This is a genomic window from Streptomyces sp. NPDC052064 (genome assembly GCF_055585925.1).
Window position 1 is genome coordinate 153841 of record NZ_JBVJJE010000004.1, and the last position, 18021, is coordinate 171861.

An 18021-nucleotide genomic window follows, 5' to 3' on the forward strand; every position below is an offset into this window, starting at 1 on the left:
ACCTGCCGCGCGCGATGAATCCGCGCTGACGGCGCTCACTCACGGAATTTTCCGAGAAGCAGGGAATGATGTTCACCAGTAGAGAACCGTTACGGCTCCGTTGGGCCGCGGTCATGGACCACACACGGCGCGACCGCGCCATCGAGCCGTCGGCATGGCGGACGCGGTGCATTCGCGCGGGTGAGGTGCACGAGTTCATCAACGTGGGCCCCGGCCCCAGTTACCCCGTCGACCACGTCGAGTACTACGGATTCGCCACCTTCGAGACGTCGGGCGTCCTCGCGGTCGGCGACGCCCTGGTCAGCGAGGGGCGCACGCTCGGCACCATCAGCGGTTTCGACGAAACCCACATGCCGAACCACTACAACATTCTCGTCGAGGGCGCGGACCTCCGAAACGGCCACGCACTCGGACTGAAGGTCGGAATGGCCGTTGCCACGTGCCCGCGAGAAGACAAGGATTCCGGGGGGTCCTGATGTTTGACTACCAGAAGCTCTACGCGAACCACCTGCCGGACGACCGTCCCGTCTTCCTCTGCCTCGACTGCGAGAAGGAGACGGACGACAGGACGCACCGATGTCCCTCCTGCAAGGGCGCGATCGAGGTCCTGTACCCGCTCGACCGGGCCGAGATCGGGTTGTTCGACTCGAACCCCAACCCGCTGCGGCGCTACAAGGACGTCCTGCCCGTGGCCGAAGAGGACGACATCACCTGGCTGGGCGAGGGCAACACCCCCTGCACCGACGTGCCCGCGCTGGCCCGCCTCCTCGGCGTCCGTTCGGTGTACATCAAGGACGAGACGCGCAACCCGACACGATCGACCAAGGACCGCATCGCGTCGGCCAGCCTGAGCCGCTTCAAGGGCCTCGGCGTCAATGAGTTCGTCATGGCCTCCACGGGCAACAGCTCCATGGCCTATGCGAACTCGATGAGCCTCGTGCAGGGCTTCAAGCTCCACATCTTCGTGGGGGAACGGTTCGCCTACCGTCTGAACTACGCGGACCACCCCCAGATCGACACGCATGCCGTCGCCGGCACGTTCGTCGGTGCGGGCGCGGCCGCCCAGAAGTTCGCCAAGGAGAACGGGTACTTCTGGGAGGGCGGCTTCTTCAACTATGCCCGCCGCGAGGGCCTCAAGATGTCCTACATCGAGGCCTACCAGCAGATGCCGTCGGCGCCGACCCACGTCTTCCAGGCCATCAGCAGCGGCATGGGCCTGCTCGGCGGCTACAAGGGCGCCGTGGAGATGAACCACCTCGGCCTCCTGGAGAGCCTGCCGGCTTTCGTCGGCGTGCAGGAGGACAGCTGCGCCCCCATGGTCAGCGCGTGGAACGCGGGCCGCGCCGCGATCGCGGAGGAGGACATCGTCGAGAATCCCGAGGGACTGGCCCACGCCATCCAGCGGGGCGACCCGACGAACACCTACCCCTACCTGCGCTCGATGGCCCTCAACACGGGCGGCGCCCTGGTGGCTGCCCAGACGCAGGACATGCACATGGCCAAGGGGCTGCTGAAGTCACTTGGCTTCGACGCCTGCTACGCGGCCGCCGCGTGCCTCGCGGGCGCGATGCGGATGGCGCAGGAAGGCTCCCTCGAGAAGGACAGCGACCTGCTCATCATCCTCACCGGTGCGGATCGGCCCATGCTGCCCACGCCGACGAACATCCTGGCCGTGGCCTCATGACCACGGTCGCGGACGAGATCGCCCGCAGGCTGGCGGAGCGCGGCGTCTCCCGGGTCTTCGGATACCCCGGCGAGACCTCGCTCTCGCTGTACGCCGCCTTCCAGCGGAACGACGAGCTCACCCACGTCGTCGGCCGGTGCCCCAGGGGAGCGGCCTACGCGGCCGAGGCGTACGCCCGGATCAGCGGGGGCGTCGCGGTCTGCGACGCCCCGGGAGGAATCGGTTCTCCCTACGCCACCCCGGCCCTCCTGGAGGCCTACAACAGCGGCACGCCGCTGGTGCTGATCACCTCGGGGCCCAGCAAGAGCACCCCGCGGCCGTGGGCAACAGGACAGGTCGAGCACGCGCGGCTCTTCGACAGCGTCGCGAAGCACATCTACGTGGTCCGTGAGCAGCGGGGCGCACTGGGCGTCATCGACGCCGCGCTCACCCTCGCGGAGCGGCCCCGCCGCGGCCCGGTCGTCGTGGAGATCGCCCCCGACGTCCTGGAGGCCGAGGCCGACCCGACGCTGCTGGATGCGCCGTCCGCCGCGGCAGGCGCGACGGCGCCCGCGGACTCGGCCGCCACGGCCGACGGCGCGGTCGCGCGGGCCGCCGAAGCGGTCGGGCGCGGTGCGAGCGTCGCCCTGATCGCCGGTGGCGGCTGCCACGCGGCGGGCGCCGCCGAGGCCCTCCGGGAGTTCGTCGACCGGTTCGGCATCCCGGTGTTCACCACGCTCAACGGCAAGGGCGTCCTCTCCGAGGTCGGCAGCGACCTTCCCCGGGTGGTCGGGTCGAAGGGCGACACGCCCGCCAACGAGTACATCAGCGGCTGCGAGGTCGTCCTCTACGCGGGCTCCAAGATGGGCGACAAGTCGACCAACCAGTATGCGTGGCCGTCGCCCGACCAGTTCCTCGTCCGGATCGACGACGACCCGGCGATCGAGGACGCCGACCCGCTGCGCGGCTGCGTGCTACGCGAGGACATCGCCGACGGCCTCAAGCTACTCACCGACGAGCTGGGAGAGTGGTCCTACAGCGGCCCCCGTCCGTCGACCACCACCGCCGGCAACTGGTCGAAGACCGGCACCGCCTCCCTGGTGGCAACGGTCGACGCGGAGCTGTCCGGCCGGGACGTCTGCGTCGGCGAGGCCAGCGTCGCGAGCGGCTGGTTCGGCGCGCTGCTGCGCCTGACGCCACCGCAGCGACTCATCACCCCGCGCGGGACCGGAAGCCTCGGCTATGCGATCCCCGCGTCCGTCGGTGCGGCCGTGGCACGCCCCGACGCGACGGTGTGGACCCTGGTCGGCGACGGCGGACTCACCATGTCCATCGGCGAGTTGGAGACCATCGAGCGCCTCGGTCTCAACGTGAAGATCACCGTCCTCGACAACGGACGGCTCAATCTGATTGACCAACACGCCATCCACCATCACGGAGCCGCCGCGGTCAGCCGTGATTTCCACCGGATCGATTGGCCCACCATCTGTGCGGCGATCGGCCTGCCTGTGATGGCCTGCGACGACCCGGACCGCGACGCCTCGGAGATCGCGTCCTTCTTCTCCCGACAGGGCCCGGCCGTCCTCGTGCTCGACACGTCGGTCGACGAAGTCTCGCCGGACATGGCAATAGCAATTCGAAAGGTGCGCTGAAATGACCCTGATGATCCTGCACACCCGCAACGCGAGCCGCCGCAAGCACCTCGCCAAAGCGGCGGAAACCGCCCACGCGCTGGGCCACCGGGCGATCGTCGTCGTGGAGCAGCCCAGCTGGGAGCACGAGTACGTCGACGCGGTCTACGCCGCGCCCACCGGCGACCTCGATGCCACCGTCGCCCGGTGTGTGGAGATCGCCAAGGAAGAGTCCGAGCCCATAGCGGGCGTGATCGCGTTCGTTGAGCACAGTGTGCCGGCCGCGGCCGCGGTCGCCGCAGAACTCGGCCTTCCGTACATCTCTCCTGAGACGGCCGCGAAGAGCCGTGACAAGCTGAGCATGCGCAGCGCCTTCGAGACCGTGGGTATCTCGCAGCCGCGCTTCGCGCTCGCGTCCTCGGTCGAGGAGGCCCAGGAGGCCGCCCAGTCCATCAAGTACCCCCTGGTCATGAAGCCCATCATCGGGGGCGGCAGCATGTTCGTCCGCCGAGTCGACAGCCCGGAGGAGCTGGCCGAGCATTTCGAGGAGATCCGACAGGGCGCCTGGGCCGGGTTTGACTACGACCCGCTGTTTTTCCTCAAGTCGCGGTACTCAGAAGGGATTCTCCTCGAAGAGTTCCTCACCGGTGATGAGATCAGCGTCGAGAGCTATGTACAGAACGGCGAGACGACCGTTGTCGCTGTTCACGACAAGCCGGCGCCGATGGACGGCCCCTTCTTCGAGGAGACGTTCTACGCGACTCCGACCGTGCTGACGGGCGAGACGCTGGAGAAGGTGAAGAAGTTCACGGCGCTGGCCCACGAGGGGCTCGGCATCACTCAGGGCGCCACACACACCGAGTTCCGGGTCTCGCCGGAAGGTGAGCCCTACATTCTGGAGACCGGCGCACGCCTGGGCGGCGGCCCGGTGTACCAGAGTGTGCTGCTGTCGACCGGCGTCGACATGGTCGAGGTCCTCACCAAGGTTTCGCTGGGCGCGGACGCCGATGTCGTCGTGGACAGCGAGAACTTCCGGCACGTCGGCTTCTCGCTGCATTTCGCGGAGGAGCCCGGTGAGCTCGTCGCTGTCGACGGAGTCGAAAGTCTGGAAGCCAGTGACAGCGTCTCGGAGGTCATGATCTACCGCCAGCTCGGCGAGCACGTCGATGTGCCGCCGCGGGTCTGGCAGGCCCACGGACACGTGATCTTCACGGGGGAATCCCGTGAGGACATTCTCGAGAAGCAGCGGAACATCAATCAGACTCTCCGGTTCCATGTTCGGTAACTAATACGCAAGATTGTGTAGCCACCTATGTCTCCACTACTTCCCGACACCAGGCCACGCCGCGTTCTGGCGCTTGCGACGCTGGTCGGCACCATCGGAAAGGGAATATTCCTCACCGCGGGTGTGTTGTATTTCACGAGGTCGGCACATCTTCCCGTTAAACAAGTGGGCATCGGGCTCAGCGTTGCTGGTTTCATATCGGTGGCTATCGGGGTCTTTGCTGGTTATCTGGCCGACCGTCGCGGGGCCCGGGGCATCTATGTGGCAAGCCTGGTGCTCGGCGGCCTCGCGACTGCGGGCTTCTGCCTGGTGAGCAGCTTCTGGCCATTCCTCGTGGTGGCGAGTCTGGCCGCCGCCGCTCAGGGAGCGGGCCTCATCGCACGTGGCCCGCTCATCCGCCGCTACGGAGGCCGGCGACCGCAGGAGTTCCGCGCCTACATTCAATCCGTCACCAATGTCGGGATCTCCGTGGGTGCCGCGGTGGCAGGATGGGCCGCCCAGGCCGATACGCGCAGCGCCTATCTCCTCATCGTCGTCGGCAACGCGGTCCTACTCCTGGCCTCCGCCGCGATCATGCTCTACCTTCCGCCGGTACCACCGGAAGTTCCGACGGAAGGACCACGCTGGCTGGCTCTGAGGGATCGCCCCTATATCGCCCTGTCTCTGCTGGACGGCATTCTGTCCATCCAGTACCGGGTGCTGACGGTGGCCATTCCGCTGTGGCTGGTCAGTCAGACCTCCGCACCGCGCTGGCTCATATCGGCCATCGTCATCGCCAATACCGCCATTGTCGTGCTCTTTCAGGTGCGCGCCAGCAAAGGCGTCGGCAGCCCCCGGGCGGCAGGACTCGCCCTGCGCCGGTCCGGGGTCGCCTTCCTCATCTCGTGCGTGGCCATTGCCTGGTCCGCCGGGGTCCCCACGTGGGTTGCCGTCATCATGCTGGTCATCGCCACCGTCGTGCACAGCGTCGGCGAGTTGTGGCAGGCCGCCGGCGGATTCGAGATTTCCTTCGAGCTGGCGCCGAGCCACTCTCAGGGGCAGTATCTCGGCGTGTTCGGCATCGGGCTCGGTCTGGCTGAAAGCTTCGGTCCCGCCCTGCTCACTTCCCTGTGCATCGGACTGGGGAAACCGGGCTGGTACATCGTGGGCCTGCTCTTTCTGGTGGCGGGACTTGTCCAGCCGGCGACCGTGCGCTGGGCCGAGCGCACCCGGCACATCTATCGAGAGCAGGCGACCTCGAAAGCACCGGGGGATCCCCTGGAAAATTCTTCCACAGTGGCCTGACGGCCAGCTGATCCGTCTGGTTTCCACGTAGCCATCACACCGATTTCGCAAGGAGTTCCCCGAGTGAGCCCTGAACCTCCCGCCGCCGCATACCGTGGCGGGGAAAACGTCGCCGAGCTCGTCCGTTCCGGTTTCGTCGAGAGTTTCCACCGCGGCTCCGTCGCGGTCGTCGATCCCGCGGGCGTACTGGTTAAGTCGGTCGGTGACGCGGCCTCTCCGGTCTTCCCGCGCTCGGCCGTCAAGCCGGTGCTCGCCGTCGCGATGCTGCGCGCGGGGTGGAAGCCCGGCAGCGCCGCCGAACTGGCGGTCGCCGCGGCCAGCCACCGGGGCGAGCCGATGCACGTGGCGCAGGTCGAGGCGATCCTGTCGGGCGCGGGGCTCGGCGGGGACGCGCTCCAGTGCCCGGCGGACCTGCCCGGCGACCCGGCCGCCCACCGGGCGCTGATCGCCGCCGGAGCCGGGCCGCGGCAGGTGTACATGGCTTGTTCGGGCAAGCACGCGGCGATGCTCGCGGCGTGTGCGGCCAACGGCTGGGACACCGAGACCTACCGGGAGCTCGACCACCCGCTGCAGCAGCTGGCCGCGTCCGTGGTCGAGGAGCTGTCGAGCGAGCCGGTCACCGCGACCGGTATCGACGGGTGCGGTGTGCCGATCTTCGCCGTGAGCCTGACCGGCCTGGCGCGCGCGATGGCCCGTCTGGTCGAGGCCCCCAAGGGCACCCAGGAGCGGGAGGTTGCCGACGCGATGCGCGCCCACCCGCAGTTGGTCGAGGGCACCGACCAGATCGACGCTCGGGCGATGACGGCTGTTCCGGGCCTGCTGGTGAAGCTGGGGGCCGAGGGCCTGCACCTGCTGGCCTCGCCGCGAGCCGGGGCGGTGGCGGTGAAGATCGACGACGGCGCGAGCCGCGCCTCCATGCCGGTGGCGCTGCGTGCGTTCACCGAGTTCGCCGGGCTGCCAGTGCCCGCCTCGGCCAGGAGCACCGTCGAGGAGCTTCTCTCGCCACAGCTGTGGGGTGGCGGCCGGCCGGTCGCCCACCTGCGCACGCTGCTGTAAGGGCTCACCACCACCGGACAACGGACACCGCTGTCCGTCAAGACGTCCCGGGTGCCCCAGCGGGCCCGCGGCCAGCTCTGATGTCCTGTGTCCGTCCCACGCACCGCGCCGCCCACCGGGCCGGCACCCGCTTTCCCGCTCACTCTCGAAAAGGAACCGACCCGCCATGAGCGTCCTGATCCTGCACACCAGCACTCCCAACCGCAAGCCGCACTTCGCCCGTGCCCGGCAGCGCGGTGAGCGGCTGCTCCTGATCGTCAATGGCCCCACGTGGGAGCCGGAGTTCGTGGACCGCGTGGTGGACGCGGACACCAGCAGCATCGCGGAGACGGTGGCCGCGGCCCGGGAGCTGGCGGCCTCGGAGAGCGAGCCGATCGAGGCGGTCGTGTCCTTCGTCGAGCACAGCGTGCCCGCCGCCGCGGCGGTCGCCGCCGCGCTCGATCTGCCGTACATCACCGAACGGACCGCGCACATCGCCCGTAACAAGTTCGAGATGCGTACCGAGTTCGCCCGGCACGGCTCCGTCCCCGGCCCGGGGTTCGGCCTCGCGCACACCCTGGACGAGGCCCGCCGGCTGGGGTCGGACATCGGCTATCCGCTCGTGATGAAGCCGCTGATCGGCGGCGGCAGCATGTATGTGCGCCGCGTCGACAGCGAGGCCGAACTCGATGAGCACTTCGACATGATCCGGGGCGGGGCCTGGGACGGCTTCGACTACGACCCGCTGCACCAGGCGGACCGTGCGAAGTACGGCGCGGCACTGCTGCTGGAAGGCTATGTCGAGGGCAGCGAGGTCAGTGTCGAGTCCGTTGTGCGTGACGGGGAGACCCAGGTCGTGGCGATCCACGACAAGCCGCTGCCGATGCAGGGCCCCTTCTTCCAGGAGGTCTTCTTCCGCACGCCCTCCCAGCTCTCCCCTGAGATCCAGGCCCGAATCGTGGAGTTGACGGCCCATGCGCACGAGGCGCTGGGCATCCGCACCGGTGTCACGCACACCGAGTTCCGCATCCCCGCGAACGGCGAGCCGGTCATCCTGGAGACCGCCGCACGGCTCGGCGGCCTCCAGGTATACACCTCGGTGCTCACCAGCACCGGCGTCGACATGGTGGACGTCATCCTGGACGTCGCGCTGAACCGCGAGCCCGACTTGAAGGGGACCGGCGCCGCCCGGCCGACCGGCTTCTTCGGCTTCTTCGCCGAGAAGGCCGGCGTGATCACCGCCATCCACGGTGTGGAGGAGGCCCGCGCGACCGAGGGCGTCGTCGAGGTCGAGGTGTACAAGAGCGTGGGCGATATCGTCCAGGAGTCTTCGCACGTCGGGCAGGCGCACGGCCACGTGATCTTCACCGCCGACGACCCCGCGGGCCTCGACGCCCGCTTCAACGAACTGCGTGCCATGCTGCGGATCGACGTGGCGGCTCAGTGAACGTCCAGGCTACCGCCGGGCCGCTGCGGCCGTTCCGGGCACTGCGGTACACGACGGCGGCCGGTGGCTGCCCCGGCGACCTGCTCTCCCCTTCCGGCGACATGATCGGCGCCGAGCAGGCCGCGAGGCTCGCCGCACACCAGCACGCCTTCCTCCGCCTGATGCGTCCCGATCTCCTCGCACCGGACGAGGCCGAGGCCTCGGTGCGCGCGTGGACGTCCGACGGGATCCTTGAGAGCGCGACCCTGCTCCGTCGCTGTACGTCGTGGGGCAGCGCACCACCGATGGGGTTCAGCGAGCGGTGACGGGTGTGACGGACCTGGCTCATCCACGCGCGCGTGGAGTCGGCCACATGAGTCCGTCGACCCGCTGCGGGGTACGGGTCCAGGCCGAGCGCCGCCGGACGGCGGGCGCCGATCTGGAACCGGTGTTGCTGTGCTTCGACGGTGACACCTCGTCCGCTGCCCTGGCCGGCGCGGCCTGCCTCGAGGAGATCGTGGCCGAGAACTCTCCTCCCAGGGCGGCGGCATCCGCCGATGGCGGGTCACTGAAGCCGATCAACTCGCGGTGTCACAGCCCGGCGCAACGGGACGGTGGTGACGGGCACGCCGGTCGGCGCGGGCGCGCGGAACGTTGGTGATGAGATCGCGGCACACATCGAGTCCGTAGGAACCCTCAGCAACCCGGTCGTGGAGTCACCCCACTGACCATCTGGACACACTTCACCAGCCGGCTCCAGGGAAAGACAGGATCCTTGACTGCATCCATGCTCTTGTCCGCGCCGCCTGAGGCCACCGCCCAGGCGTCCGCCGCGTCGCGCACGGGGTGCCCGCGCGCCGGTGAGATCCACCTGCCCAGCCAGGTGAGCAGGGCGCCGGTCGGCGCGACGGGCACCGATGCCTGGGGATTCGTCAGGGATGCCGCAGGTACGCCGGCGGGCCTGCTCCTCGACGACGCCGGGCCGGGTGGCACCGCCTTCTGGCGGCCCACTGGCAGAGTGGGGTCATCGGGGGCGGCGGCCCCGTGGATACTTGCGGCCCGACATCGGCTCGAAGCCCGCCAGGGCGAACAGGCACCGGCGAGGCAGGTGCCTGTTGCAGACTGAATCAGAAGGACGCGCTGCCGGCTCGTCCTCGTCCGGCGGCATGAACACGATGGCCAGATCGGCCGCGCGCTCCGGCACGGTCCGGCTGCCCGATCGGACAGCCGGACCCGCCGGGGTTCTGCTGGACATGGACGACACTCTCGTCGACTTCAGCAGGGCGAGTCCTGCGGCTCTGGCCGAAGTTCTGGGCCCGGAGGCCGATCTCACGACGTGGATGACGCTGACCGACCACTGGTATCCACGATTCACCTCCGGACAGCTGAGCTATCAGGCCCTGGAGCGGAACCGTCTCGCCGAGATGCTCACCATGCTCGGCCGCCCTGTTCCTGACACCGCCGGTCTCGACGAGCTTGACGCGCGACGCAAGCAGGCTGTGGAATCCCGGCTTCGGCTCTACCCTGACGTCCTTCCTTTCGTTCGGCGCGTGCGCGCCGCCGGATACCGGATTGGGGTCCTCTCCAACTCCGACGGGCGCCAGCAGCGACGCCGCATCACCCGGTTGGGCCTGCGCCCGTGGCTTGACGCGATCACCGTCTCGGGCGAGTCAGGTCTGGCGAAACCTTCCCCGGAGTCCTTCGCCCTAGCCTGTGATCGGCTCGGCACCCTGCCCGAGCGCACGATGCACATCGGCGACAGCCTGGACAACGACGCCGTCGGTGCTCATCGTGCCGGTCTGACGGCGGTTTGGCTGCGCAGGAATGCCCCCGCCGAAGCACCCGCCCCCGCAGGTATCGCGGTAGTCACGAGCCTGGCCGCCATCACTCACTGAACCTTGGTACTTCGCGGCCGGCTTCATCGCCTGCGTCGGCGTGTACCGGTCCTGCTCCGCGTGCAGCAGATACCCGCGCGGCCGGTCGTCCCCAACATGGACTCCACCGGGAAGCCGCGTCCCGCCACGGTGAACGCCGTCATGTCCGCGTTATGTCCGCGTTCTCGTGGCACTTGGTCGCCGGATCCACGGCCACCGCGCCCCGCTGAGGGTCAGGTGCCCTCCACGTCCTCGAGTAGCTCCCCGGACAGCTCCTGCCGTCCCAGCCGGGTGCCGGCGTACTCCTCCAGCTCCTCACGGACCGCAGTCCGCCGCCCCGGCGACGGCGCGCAACTGCCGGTAGGCGGCCAGGGACCGCTCGAGACGGAGCCGGTCCCGGCGCACCGCGACCGCGTCGACCGCCCACCCCGTCTGCGCGTACCGCACACACGTAGTCAACCAGACGGCCGTCGATGTACGTCTGGGCGGCGCACGCCCACAGTCCGCGCTCCGCCCAGGCAAGCGCCTCGTCCGCCGGTCCCGCCGACTCCAGCTCCTCGGCGATGAGCAGATGGGTTGCACCGGTCGGGCCGAGGTCCTGCGCATGCAGGGCGACCAACGCGTCGACGTCACCCTCTGCCTTGATCAGACGCTCCATCAGATACCGCTCCGCCCAGCCGGACGGCCTGCGCCTGAGCGCCTCGGTCGCCAGCTGCCGTATACGGGCCAGCCCGCTCGGCCCCAGCACGTCGGCGTAGTCCAGCGGATCCAGGTCCGTCACGTCGTTGCTGCCGTCGAGCACCGCGCCGACCAGCCACTCGGCCAGCCGAGCCGGATCGGGGCGTGCGGCTCCGCAAGCCTCCAGACGGGCCTCGGCCACCGCGGCGGCGGCCTCTCCGACCACACCGTCGGAGTCGTCGATCTCCCCGTCAAACCGCGGAAGGCGGGGCGGGGAGTCCCGAAGATCTCGCACCGGTCCCGAAGCGCGCATGACGCTGAGCCCGACGCCACCCCAGAACCGCAGCAGCCCAGTACGCGAGACGAGAACACACACGCTGCGGTTCGAGATCCGCACCGTCGAGGCAAGCTGCCCTCGATGCCAGCCTGCGCGCCAAGGCGAACCGCCCGACGCTCTCCACCTCTGCCAGGAGGATCAGTGCGGTGGTGAGCGCCCCCACGCCAGGCAGCGCCGAACGCCCTGCCCTCGGGCCCGCGCCGGGCATCTCACCAGCGACCTGACGCGCCCCCTGTTCGCCTCCGCCACAGCAGACCCGCACGAGGCCGACCGGCCACGGAACGAGGCCCACCGCCGAGGACAGCGCGACCAAGCCGCACTACCGTTCCCGAACCTCGCGTCCCCTGCGTGTCCCCTGGCCACTGCAGGCAACCCCAGCCCCCAGGACTCACCGCAGTAACGGCCAACGGAGTGGAATCCGTCGCCCCAGAGTCCCGAATCCGGCCACCCGGAGAAACGTTTGCGCAGGTCAGAACGCTTCTCTGGCCTGCGAGTGGTGGGGCGGGTGGGACTCGAACCCACGGCCGACGGATTATGAGTCCGCTGCTCTAACCGGCTGAGCTACCGCCCCATAGCGGCGTGTCGCGTACATGTGTGCGCGCCGTCTGCCGCAGCATAGCCGCTCATACGATCTCCTGCTTCGGATGGTCGGCTTCGCACGGCCTTCGTGACCATGAGGACTGCGACCAGCCCCGCGCGGTTCCCAGGAGATCGGAACGGACATGAAAAAGGACCCCTGTGGGGGTCCTCTTTCACCATGCTCCCCCGACTGGACTCGAACCAGTAACCTGCCGGTTAACAGCCGGCTGCTCTGCCAATTGAGCTACGGAGGACCGAGCTCCCCGGACTGGACTCGAACCAGTAACCTGCCGGTTAACAGCCGGCTGCTCTGCCAATTGAGCTACCGAGGAAGGTCTCGTTTGCATCGAACGTACCTACCTGGGTATTCGCCAGGGGGCGCGCGCTCGCTGCGACACATACATTAGCGCAAGCAGGGGGGTGCTTCGCCAATCGGCACTCCCCGGCGCCCCACGCCGCACCGGAGACCCACGCAAGGGAAGGGTGACCGCCATGCGTTACCGGCTCACATTCGTCGCCGGAGTCGTCCTTGGTTACGTGCTGGGCACGAGGGCCGGACGCGAGCGCTACGAACAGCTGAAGAAGTCGGCCCGCCAGTTCGCGCAGAACCCCGCCGTCCGCAACACCGCGGAGTCGGCGGCCCAGCAGGGCCGCGAGTTCGCGGGCAAGGCGTACCACGTGGTGAGCGACAAGGTCGGCGACCGCGTCCCCGACTCGGTGGCCGACCGAGTCCGCCACCTCCGCGACCGAGCCACCCACAACGGCGGCGAGGACGACTGGGGCACAAGCAATACGTAACAGTTCTTTCTCAGGCACCGAGCACGCCCACGCCCCCAAGGGGCGCGAAGAACTGTGCGACCAGCCAGGAAGCACTCGCATCCGACACCCGGCGACGCGCCCCCACGGCGGCCACGGCTCGACTCAGCGCAGCGGTACGGCAGAATTTTGGCCATGGGGATAGTCGCCGGGTTGGACAGTTCACCCGATTTCACTCGTATCGTCGTCTGTGACACGGACACCGGAGCCGTGCTCAGGCAGGGATATGCGCCGCATCCGGTGGAGAGCCCCGACGCAGGCGGCCGGCCGTCCGACGTCGACCCGCAGGCCTGGCTGCTGTCCTTGGGCGAGGCCGCGGGCGGCGGATTGCTGGAGGGCGTGCAGGCCATCGGCGTCTCGTCGCAGCAGAACGCCGTCGTGCCGCTGGACGCGCAGGGCAACACCGTGCGGCCGGCGATGGTCGGCGGCGACAAGCGGACGCAGGTCGCCGCGGCCGACCTGATCGACGCGCTCGGCGGGCGCGAGGCGTGGGCCCAGGCGGTGGGGTGTGTGCCGCAGGCCGCGCAGCCGGTGACGAAGCTGCGCTGGCTGGCCCGGACGGAGCCCGAGAACGCGCAGCGCACCGCGATCCTCCTGCAGGCGCACGACTGGCTGGTGTGGCAGTTGCTGGGCCGCCCGATCCGCAGGACCACCGACCGGGGCGGAGCGTCCAGTACGGGGTACTGGTCGGCGGCGACCGGCGCCTACCGGCCCGAGCTCGTCGAGCTGGCGCTCGGGCACCAGGCCATGCTGCCGGAGGTGATCGGCCCGGCGGACGCGGCCGGTACGACGCCGGAGGGGCTGCTGATCTCCGTCGGGACCGGCGAGACCATGGCGGCGGCGTTCGGGCTCGGCATCGGCCTCGGGGACGCGGTCGTGTCGCTGGGCGCGTCCGGGTCCGTGATGGCCGTGCACCCCGAGGCGCTGGTCGACGGCTCCGGGATGATCACCGCCCTCGCCGACGCGACCGGCATGCACCTGCCCGTCGTCACCACGCTGAACGCCGTACGGACGCTGCGCGGGACCGCCGAGCTGCTGGGGCTGCCCGATCTGGAGAGCCTGTCCGAGCTGGCGATGAAGTCGACGCCGGGGGCGCACGGGCTGGTGCTGCTGCCCTACCTGGAGGGTGAGCGGACGCCGAACCTGCCGCACACCGCCGGGACCCTGGCGGGGCTCAGGCGCGAGTCGATGAAGGCGGAGCATCTGGCGCGGGCCGCGTTCGAGGGCATGCTGTGCGGACTCGCGGACGCGCTGGACGTGCTGCGCGCCCGGGGCGTGGAGGTGCGGCGGGTGTTCCTGCTCGGTCCGGCCGCCGAACTGCCCGCTGTGCAGGCGGCCGCGCCCTCGCTGTTCGGGACGCAGGTCGTGGTGCCGCAGCCGGCGGACTACGCGGCGATCGGCGCCGCCCGGCAGGCGGCCTGGGCGCTCGGGACGTCCCAGGGCACGCTCGACGCGCGGACCCCACCGGCCTGGCAGGGCGCGGTGGCGCAGGTGCTGGAGCCCGGGGAGGAGCTGGCCGTGGGGCAGGCGGTGCGGCAGCAGTTCGTGTCGGTGCGGGAGCAGACCCATCCGGGGGCGCTGCGGCCCTAGCGATCGGCTTCGGAGATCCGGTGAATCCCGGGGCGTTTTGACCGCCTGTTGGGTTAATTCGGTTGAGGTAACGCGGGTGGAGTGTTCGACGATAGGGGCCAGGGGCAACCAACCGCCCCGTCGTCCACTCCGAGAGAAGCAGCGTGCTCATACGACTTCTGCGGACCTGTCTCAGGCCCTACAAGAGACCCATCACCCTGCTGGTGCTGCTGCAGTTCCTCCAGACCTGCGCGACGCTCTATCTCCCCACGCTGAACGCGGACATCATCGACAGAGGTGTCGTGAACGGCGACACCGGCTACATCCTGGGGTACGGCGCCCTGATGATCGGCATCTCGCTGGTCCAGGTCGTGTGCAACATCGGTGCCGTCTACTACGGCGCCCGTACGGCGTCGGCACTCGGGCGGGACATGCGCGGGGCCGTGTTCGACCGGGTGCAGTCGTTCTCCGCGCGTGAGGTGGGTCACTTCGGGGCGCCGTCGCTGATCACCCGTACGACGAACGACGTCCAGCAGGTGCAGATGCTGGCGCTGATGACGTTCACGCTGATGGTGTCGGCCCCGATCATGTGCGTGGGCGGCATCGTGCTGGCGCTCGGTCTTGACGTGCCGCTGTCCGGGGTGCTGGTGGCGGTCGTGCCGGTGCTGGGCATCTGCGTGACGCTGATCGTGCGGCGGCTGCGGCCGCTGTTCCGGTCGATGCAGGAGCGGCTGGACACGGTGAACCGGGTGCTGCGCGAGCAGATCACCGGCAACCGCGTCATCCGTGCCTTCGTCCGGGACGAGTACGAGCAGCAGCGCTTCCGCAAGGCCAACACCGATCTCACGGACTTCGCGCTGGGCACCGGCAACCTGCTCGCGCTGATGTTCCCGATCGTCATGACGGTGGTGAACCTGTCGTCGATCGCCGTGGTGTGGTTCGGCGCGCACCGGATCGACAGCGGCGGGATGCAGATCGGTGACCTGACGGCGTTCCTCGCCTATCTGATGCAGATCGTCATGTCCGTGATGATGGCCACCTTCATGTTCATGATGGTGCCGCGCGCGGAGGTGTGTGCCGAGCGCATCCAGGAGGTGCTGGACACCTCGTCGAGCGTCGTGCCGCCGTCGGCGCCCGTGCGGGAGCTGCGCCGGCACGGTCATCTGGAGCTCCGCGGGGCGGGCTTCCGCTATCCGGGTGCCGAGGAGCCGGTGCTGCGGGCCGTCGACCTGGTCGCCCGGCCGGGCGAGACCACCGCTGTCATCGGCTCGACCGGCAGCGGCAAGTCCACGCTGCTCGGGCTGGTCCCGCGGCTGTTCGACGCGACCGACGGGCAGGTGCTCGTGGACGGTGTCGAGGTGGCGGAGATCGACCCGGAGCTGCTCGCGAAGACCGTCGGGATGGTGCCGCAGAAGCCGTATCTGTTCGCGGGCACGGTGGCGACCAACCTGCGCTACGGCAATCCGGACGCCACCGACGAGGAACTCTGGCACGCGCTGGAGGTGGCGCAGGCCAAGGACTTCGTGGAGCGGTTGGAGGGCGGGCTGGACGCGCCGATCGCGCAGGGCGGGACGAACGTCTCGGGCGGTCAGCGGCAGCGGCTCGCCATCGCCCGGACCCTCGTGCAGCGCCCGGAGATCTACCTCTTCGACGACTCCTTCTCCGCGCTCGACTACGCAACGGACGCCGCGCTGCGGGCCGCGCTCGCGCAGGAGACCGCGGAGGCGACCGTCGTGATCGTCGCCCAGCGCGTGGCGACCATCCGGGACGCCGACCGGATCGTCGTCCTCGACGAAGGGCGGGTCGTCGGCACCGGGCGGCACCACGAGCTGATGGCGGACAACGAGACCTATCGGGAGATCGTGCTCTCCCAGCTCACGGAAGCGGAGGCTGCCTGATGGCGGGGCCCATGGGGCGGATGATGGCCGGGGGCGGCCCCGACCAGCGCTCGTTGGACTTCAAGGGGTCGGGCAAACGGCTCGTCGCCCAGTTCCGGCCGGAGCGCATCACCATCTACGTGCTCCTGCTGTGCGTGGTGCTCAGCGTCGGCCTCAACGTCGTCGGGCCGAAGATCCTCGGCCAGGCCACCGACCTGGTCTTCGCGGGCATCGTCGGGCGGGACATGCCGGAGGGGGCGAGCAAGGAGCAGGTCCTCGACTCGATGCGGCAGCGCGGGGACGGTGACGTCGCCGACATGCTGCGCAGCACCGACTTCACCCCGGGCCAGGGCATCGACTTCACCGCCGTCGGGCACGTGCTGCTGCTCGCGGTGGGTGTGTTCACGGTGGCCGGGCTGCTGATGGCGGTGGCGACGCGGCTGGTGAACCGGGCCGTGAACCGGACCATGTTCCGGATGCGCGAGGACGTGCAGACGAAGCTGTCGCGGCTGCCGCTGTCGTATTTCGACAAGCGCCAGCGCGGTGAGGTGCTCTCCCGGGCGACGAACGACATCGACAACATCGGGCAGACGCTCCAGCAGTCGATGGGGCAGCTCATCAACTCGGTGCTGACCATCATCGGCGTCCTCGCGATGATGATCTACGTCTCCTGGATCCTGGCGCTGGTCGCGCTGGTGACGGTGCCGCTGTCGTTCGTCGTCGCCACGCGCGTGGGCAAGCGGTCGCAGCCGCACTTCGTGCAGCAGTGGCGCTCCACGGGCAAGTTGAACGCGCACATCGAGGAGATGTACACCGGGCACACGCTCGTGAAGGTGTTCGGGCGGCAGGAGGAGTCGGCGCAGCAGTTCGCCGAGCAGAACGAGGCGCTGTACGAGGCCGGGTTCCGGGCGCAGTTCAACAGCGGCGTCATGCAGCCGCTGATGTTCTTCGTGTCGAACCTCAACTACGTGCTGGTCGCGGTCGTCGGCGGGCTGCGGGTCGCCTCGGGCTCGCTGTCCATCGGTGATGTGCAGGCCTTCGTCCAGTACTCGCGGCAGTTCTCCATGCCGCTGACGCAGGTCGCGTCCATGGCGAACCTGGTGCAGTCGGGTGTCGCCTCGGCGGAGCGGGTCTTCGAGCTGCTGGACGCGGAGGAGCAGAGTGCCGATCCGGTGCCGGGCGTGCGGCCCGAGGAGCTGCGCGGGCAGGTGGCACTGGAGCACCTGTCGTTCCGCTACGACCCCGAGAAGCCGCTGATCGAGGACCTGTCGCTGAAGGTCGAGCCCGGGCAGACGGTGGCCATCGTCGGCCCGACGGGCGCGGGCAAGACCACGCTGGTGAACCTGCTGATGCGGTTCTACGACGTCACCGGCGGGCGCATCACCCTCGACGGGGTCGACATCGCGCGGATGTCCCGGGACGAACTGCGCGCCGGGATCGGCATGGTGCTCCAGGACACGTGGCTGTTCGGCGGCACGATCGCGGAGAACATCGCGTACGGGGCCGCCCGGGGCGTCACGCGCGGGGAGATCGAGGAGGCGGCCCGGGCCGCGCACGCGGACCGGTTCATCCGGACGCTGCCGGACGGGTACGACACGGTGATCGACGACGAGGGGACGGGGGTCAGCGCGGGTGAGAAGCAGCTGATCACCATCGCTCGGGCGTTTCTGTCCGACCCGGTGATCCTGGTGCTCGACGAGGCCACCAGCTCGGTCGACACCCGCACGGAGGTGCTCATCCAGAAGGCGATGGCCAAACTGGCACACGGACGTACCTCGTTCGTCATCGCGCACCGGCTGTCGACGATCCGGGACGCGGACGCCATTCTGGTGATGGAGAACGGGGCGATCGTGGAGCAGGGCGCGCACGAGGAGCTGCTGGCGGCGGACGGGGCCTACGCCCGGCTGTACAAGGCGCAGTTCGCGCAGGCGGTGGCGGAAGTCGACTAGGTCGGCGGAAGCCGGCTG

15 protein-coding genes and 3 tRNA genes are annotated in these 18021 nt (G+C 69.3%); 14 read left to right on the plus strand and 4 right to left on the minus strand.

Annotation, left to right across the window (positions count from 1 at the left end; genetic code table 11):
* Positions 1-68: 68 nt before the first annotated feature.
* The 10 genes from ACZ6TU_RS11930 to ACZ6TU_RS11975 all read left to right on the plus strand — a co-directional run bounded on the left by ACZ6TU_RS11930 (position 69) and on the right by ACZ6TU_RS11975 (position 10219).
* Positions 69-476, plus strand: coding sequence for a DUF6917 domain-containing protein (locus ACZ6TU_RS11930; RefSeq protein WP_469548442.1), 408 nt, complete (start codon positions 69-71; stop codon positions 474-476).
* Positions 476-1684 carry a threonine synthase gene (locus ACZ6TU_RS11935; RefSeq protein ID WP_469547967.1) on the plus strand — a complete coding sequence of 403 codons (1209 nt, stop codon included), beginning with the start codon at positions 476-478 and terminating at the stop codon, positions 1682-1684. Before ACZ6TU_RS11930 ends, ACZ6TU_RS11935 begins: the two co-directional genes overlap by 1 nt.
* Positions 1681-3315: a thiamine pyrophosphate-binding protein gene (locus ACZ6TU_RS11940; protein ID WP_467668813.1), complete on the plus strand. Its 1635-nt coding sequence runs from the start codon at positions 1681-1683 to the stop codon at positions 3313-3315. The genes ACZ6TU_RS11935 and ACZ6TU_RS11940 overlap by 4 nt, the downstream gene beginning before the upstream one ends.
* A 1-nt stretch (position 3316) precedes the next feature.
* The gene (locus tag ACZ6TU_RS11945; RefSeq protein ID WP_467668811.1) at positions 3317-4579 is read left to right on the plus strand and encodes an ATP-grasp domain-containing protein; all 1263 of its coding nucleotides are present in this window, start codon (positions 3317-3319) and stop codon (positions 4577-4579) included.
* Between the two features lie 27 nt (positions 4580-4606).
* On the plus strand, positions 4607-5863 hold the full coding sequence (locus ACZ6TU_RS11950; protein WP_469547969.1) for an MFS transporter: 1257 nt from the start codon (positions 4607-4609) through the stop codon (positions 5861-5863).
* 63 nt (positions 5864-5926) lie between these two features.
* Positions 5927-6919, plus strand: a complete 993-nt coding sequence (locus ACZ6TU_RS11955) for an asparaginase (protein ID WP_469547971.1) — start codon at positions 5927-5929, stop codon at positions 6917-6919.
* Positions 6920-7085: 166 nt separating this feature from the next.
* A complete protein-coding gene (locus tag ACZ6TU_RS11960; RefSeq protein ID WP_467668805.1) occupies positions 7086-8345 on the plus strand; it encodes an ATP-grasp domain-containing protein in 1260 nt (419 codons plus the stop codon).
* A complete protein-coding gene (locus tag ACZ6TU_RS11965) occupies positions 8342-8650 on the plus strand; it encodes a hypothetical protein (protein WP_467668803.1) in 309 nt (102 codons plus the stop codon). Before ACZ6TU_RS11960 ends, ACZ6TU_RS11965 begins: the two co-directional genes overlap by 4 nt.
* Positions 8651-8697: 47 nt before the next feature.
* On the plus strand, positions 8698-8985 hold the full coding sequence (locus ACZ6TU_RS11970; RefSeq protein ID WP_469547974.1) for a hypothetical protein: 288 nt from the start codon (positions 8698-8700) through the stop codon (positions 8983-8985).
* Positions 8986-9490: 505 nt separating this feature from the next.
* Entirely contained in the window at positions 9491-10219 is a 729-nt protein-coding gene (locus tag ACZ6TU_RS11975) for an HAD family hydrolase (RefSeq protein WP_469547976.1), read from the plus strand.
* A gap of 139 nt (positions 10220-10358) precedes the next feature.
* Here ACZ6TU_RS11975 and ACZ6TU_RS11980 read toward each other — a convergent pair whose 3' ends face one another.
* The 4 genes from ACZ6TU_RS11980 to ACZ6TU_RS11995 all read right to left on the minus strand — a co-directional run bounded on the left by ACZ6TU_RS11980 (position 10359) and on the right by ACZ6TU_RS11995 (position 12124).
* A complete protein-coding gene (locus ACZ6TU_RS11980) occupies positions 10359-11189 on the minus strand; it encodes a hypothetical protein (RefSeq protein WP_469547977.1) in 831 nt (276 codons plus the stop codon).
* Between the two features lie 518 nt (positions 11190-11707).
* Positions 11708-11784, minus strand: a tRNA-Ile gene (locus tag ACZ6TU_RS11985).
* Between the two features lie 189 nt (positions 11785-11973).
* Positions 11974-12046: transfer RNA gene (locus tag ACZ6TU_RS11990), tRNA-Asn, on the minus strand.
* 5 nt (positions 12047-12051) lie between these two features.
* A tRNA-Asn gene (locus ACZ6TU_RS11995) sits at positions 12052-12124 on the minus strand.
* Positions 12125-12284: 160 nt separating this feature from the next.
* Here ACZ6TU_RS11995 and ACZ6TU_RS12000 point away from each other — a divergent pair.
* From ACZ6TU_RS12000 to ACZ6TU_RS12015, 4 genes are all read left to right on the plus strand, one after another.
* The gene (locus tag ACZ6TU_RS12000; protein ID WP_467668795.1) at positions 12285-12590 is read left to right on the plus strand and encodes a YtxH domain-containing protein; all 306 of its coding nucleotides are present in this window, start codon (positions 12285-12287) and stop codon (positions 12588-12590) included.
* Positions 12591-12743: 153 nt separating this feature from the next.
* Positions 12744-14198, plus strand: coding sequence for an FGGY family carbohydrate kinase (locus tag ACZ6TU_RS12005; protein ID WP_467668793.1), 1455 nt, complete (start codon positions 12744-12746; stop codon positions 14196-14198).
* Between the two features lie 143 nt (positions 14199-14341).
* Positions 14342-16075 (plus strand): ABC transporter ATP-binding protein, encoded by a 1734-nt coding sequence (locus ACZ6TU_RS12010; protein WP_467668791.1) that lies wholly within the window; start codon positions 14342-14344, stop codon positions 16073-16075.
* Complete coding sequence (locus ACZ6TU_RS12015; RefSeq protein WP_467668789.1) at positions 16075-18003, plus strand: ABC transporter ATP-binding protein; 1929 nt, start codon at positions 16075-16077, stop codon at positions 18001-18003. Before ACZ6TU_RS12010 ends, ACZ6TU_RS12015 begins: the two co-directional genes overlap by 1 nt.
* Positions 18004-18021 lie beyond the last annotated feature (18 nt).

Bases quoted from the DNA above. Each gene is read 5' to 3' on its own strand.
- ACZ6TU_RS11930 (WP_469548442.1), top strand. From the start codon at position 69: ATGTTCACCAGTAGAGAACCGTTACGGCTCCGTTGGGCCGCGGTCATG.
- ACZ6TU_RS11935 (WP_469547967.1), top strand. From the start codon at position 476: ATGTTTGACTACCAGAAGCTCTACGCGAACCACCTGCCGGACGACCGT.
- ACZ6TU_RS11940 (WP_467668813.1), top strand. From the start codon at position 1,681: ATGACCACGGTCGCGGACGAGATCGCCCGCAGGCTGGCGGAGCGCGGC.
- ACZ6TU_RS11945 (WP_467668811.1), top strand. From the start codon at position 3,317: ATGACCCTGATGATCCTGCACACCCGCAACGCGAGCCGCCGCAAGCAC.
- ACZ6TU_RS11950 (WP_469547969.1), top strand. From the start codon at position 4,607: ATGTCTCCACTACTTCCCGACACCAGGCCACGCCGCGTTCTGGCGCTT.
- ACZ6TU_RS11960 (WP_467668805.1), top strand. From the start codon at position 7,086: ATGAGCGTCCTGATCCTGCACACCAGCACTCCCAACCGCAAGCCGCAC.
- ACZ6TU_RS11970 (WP_469547974.1), top strand. From the start codon at position 8,698: ATGAGTCCGTCGACCCGCTGCGGGGTACGGGTCCAGGCCGAGCGCCGC.
- ACZ6TU_RS11975 (WP_469547976.1), top strand. From the start codon at position 9,491: ATGAACACGATGGCCAGATCGGCCGCGCGCTCCGGCACGGTCCGGCTG.
- ACZ6TU_RS11980 (WP_469547977.1), bottom strand. From the start codon at position 11,189: ATGCGCGCTTCGGGACCGGTGCGAGATCTTCGGGACTCCCCGCCCCGC.
- ACZ6TU_RS12000 (WP_467668795.1), top strand. From the start codon at position 12,285: ATGCGTTACCGGCTCACATTCGTCGCCGGAGTCGTCCTTGGTTACGTG.
- ACZ6TU_RS12005 (WP_467668793.1), top strand. From the start codon at position 12,744: ATGGGGATAGTCGCCGGGTTGGACAGTTCACCCGATTTCACTCGTATC.
- ACZ6TU_RS12015 (WP_467668789.1), top strand. From the start codon at position 16,075: ATGGCGGGGCCCATGGGGCGGATGATGGCCGGGGGCGGCCCCGACCAG.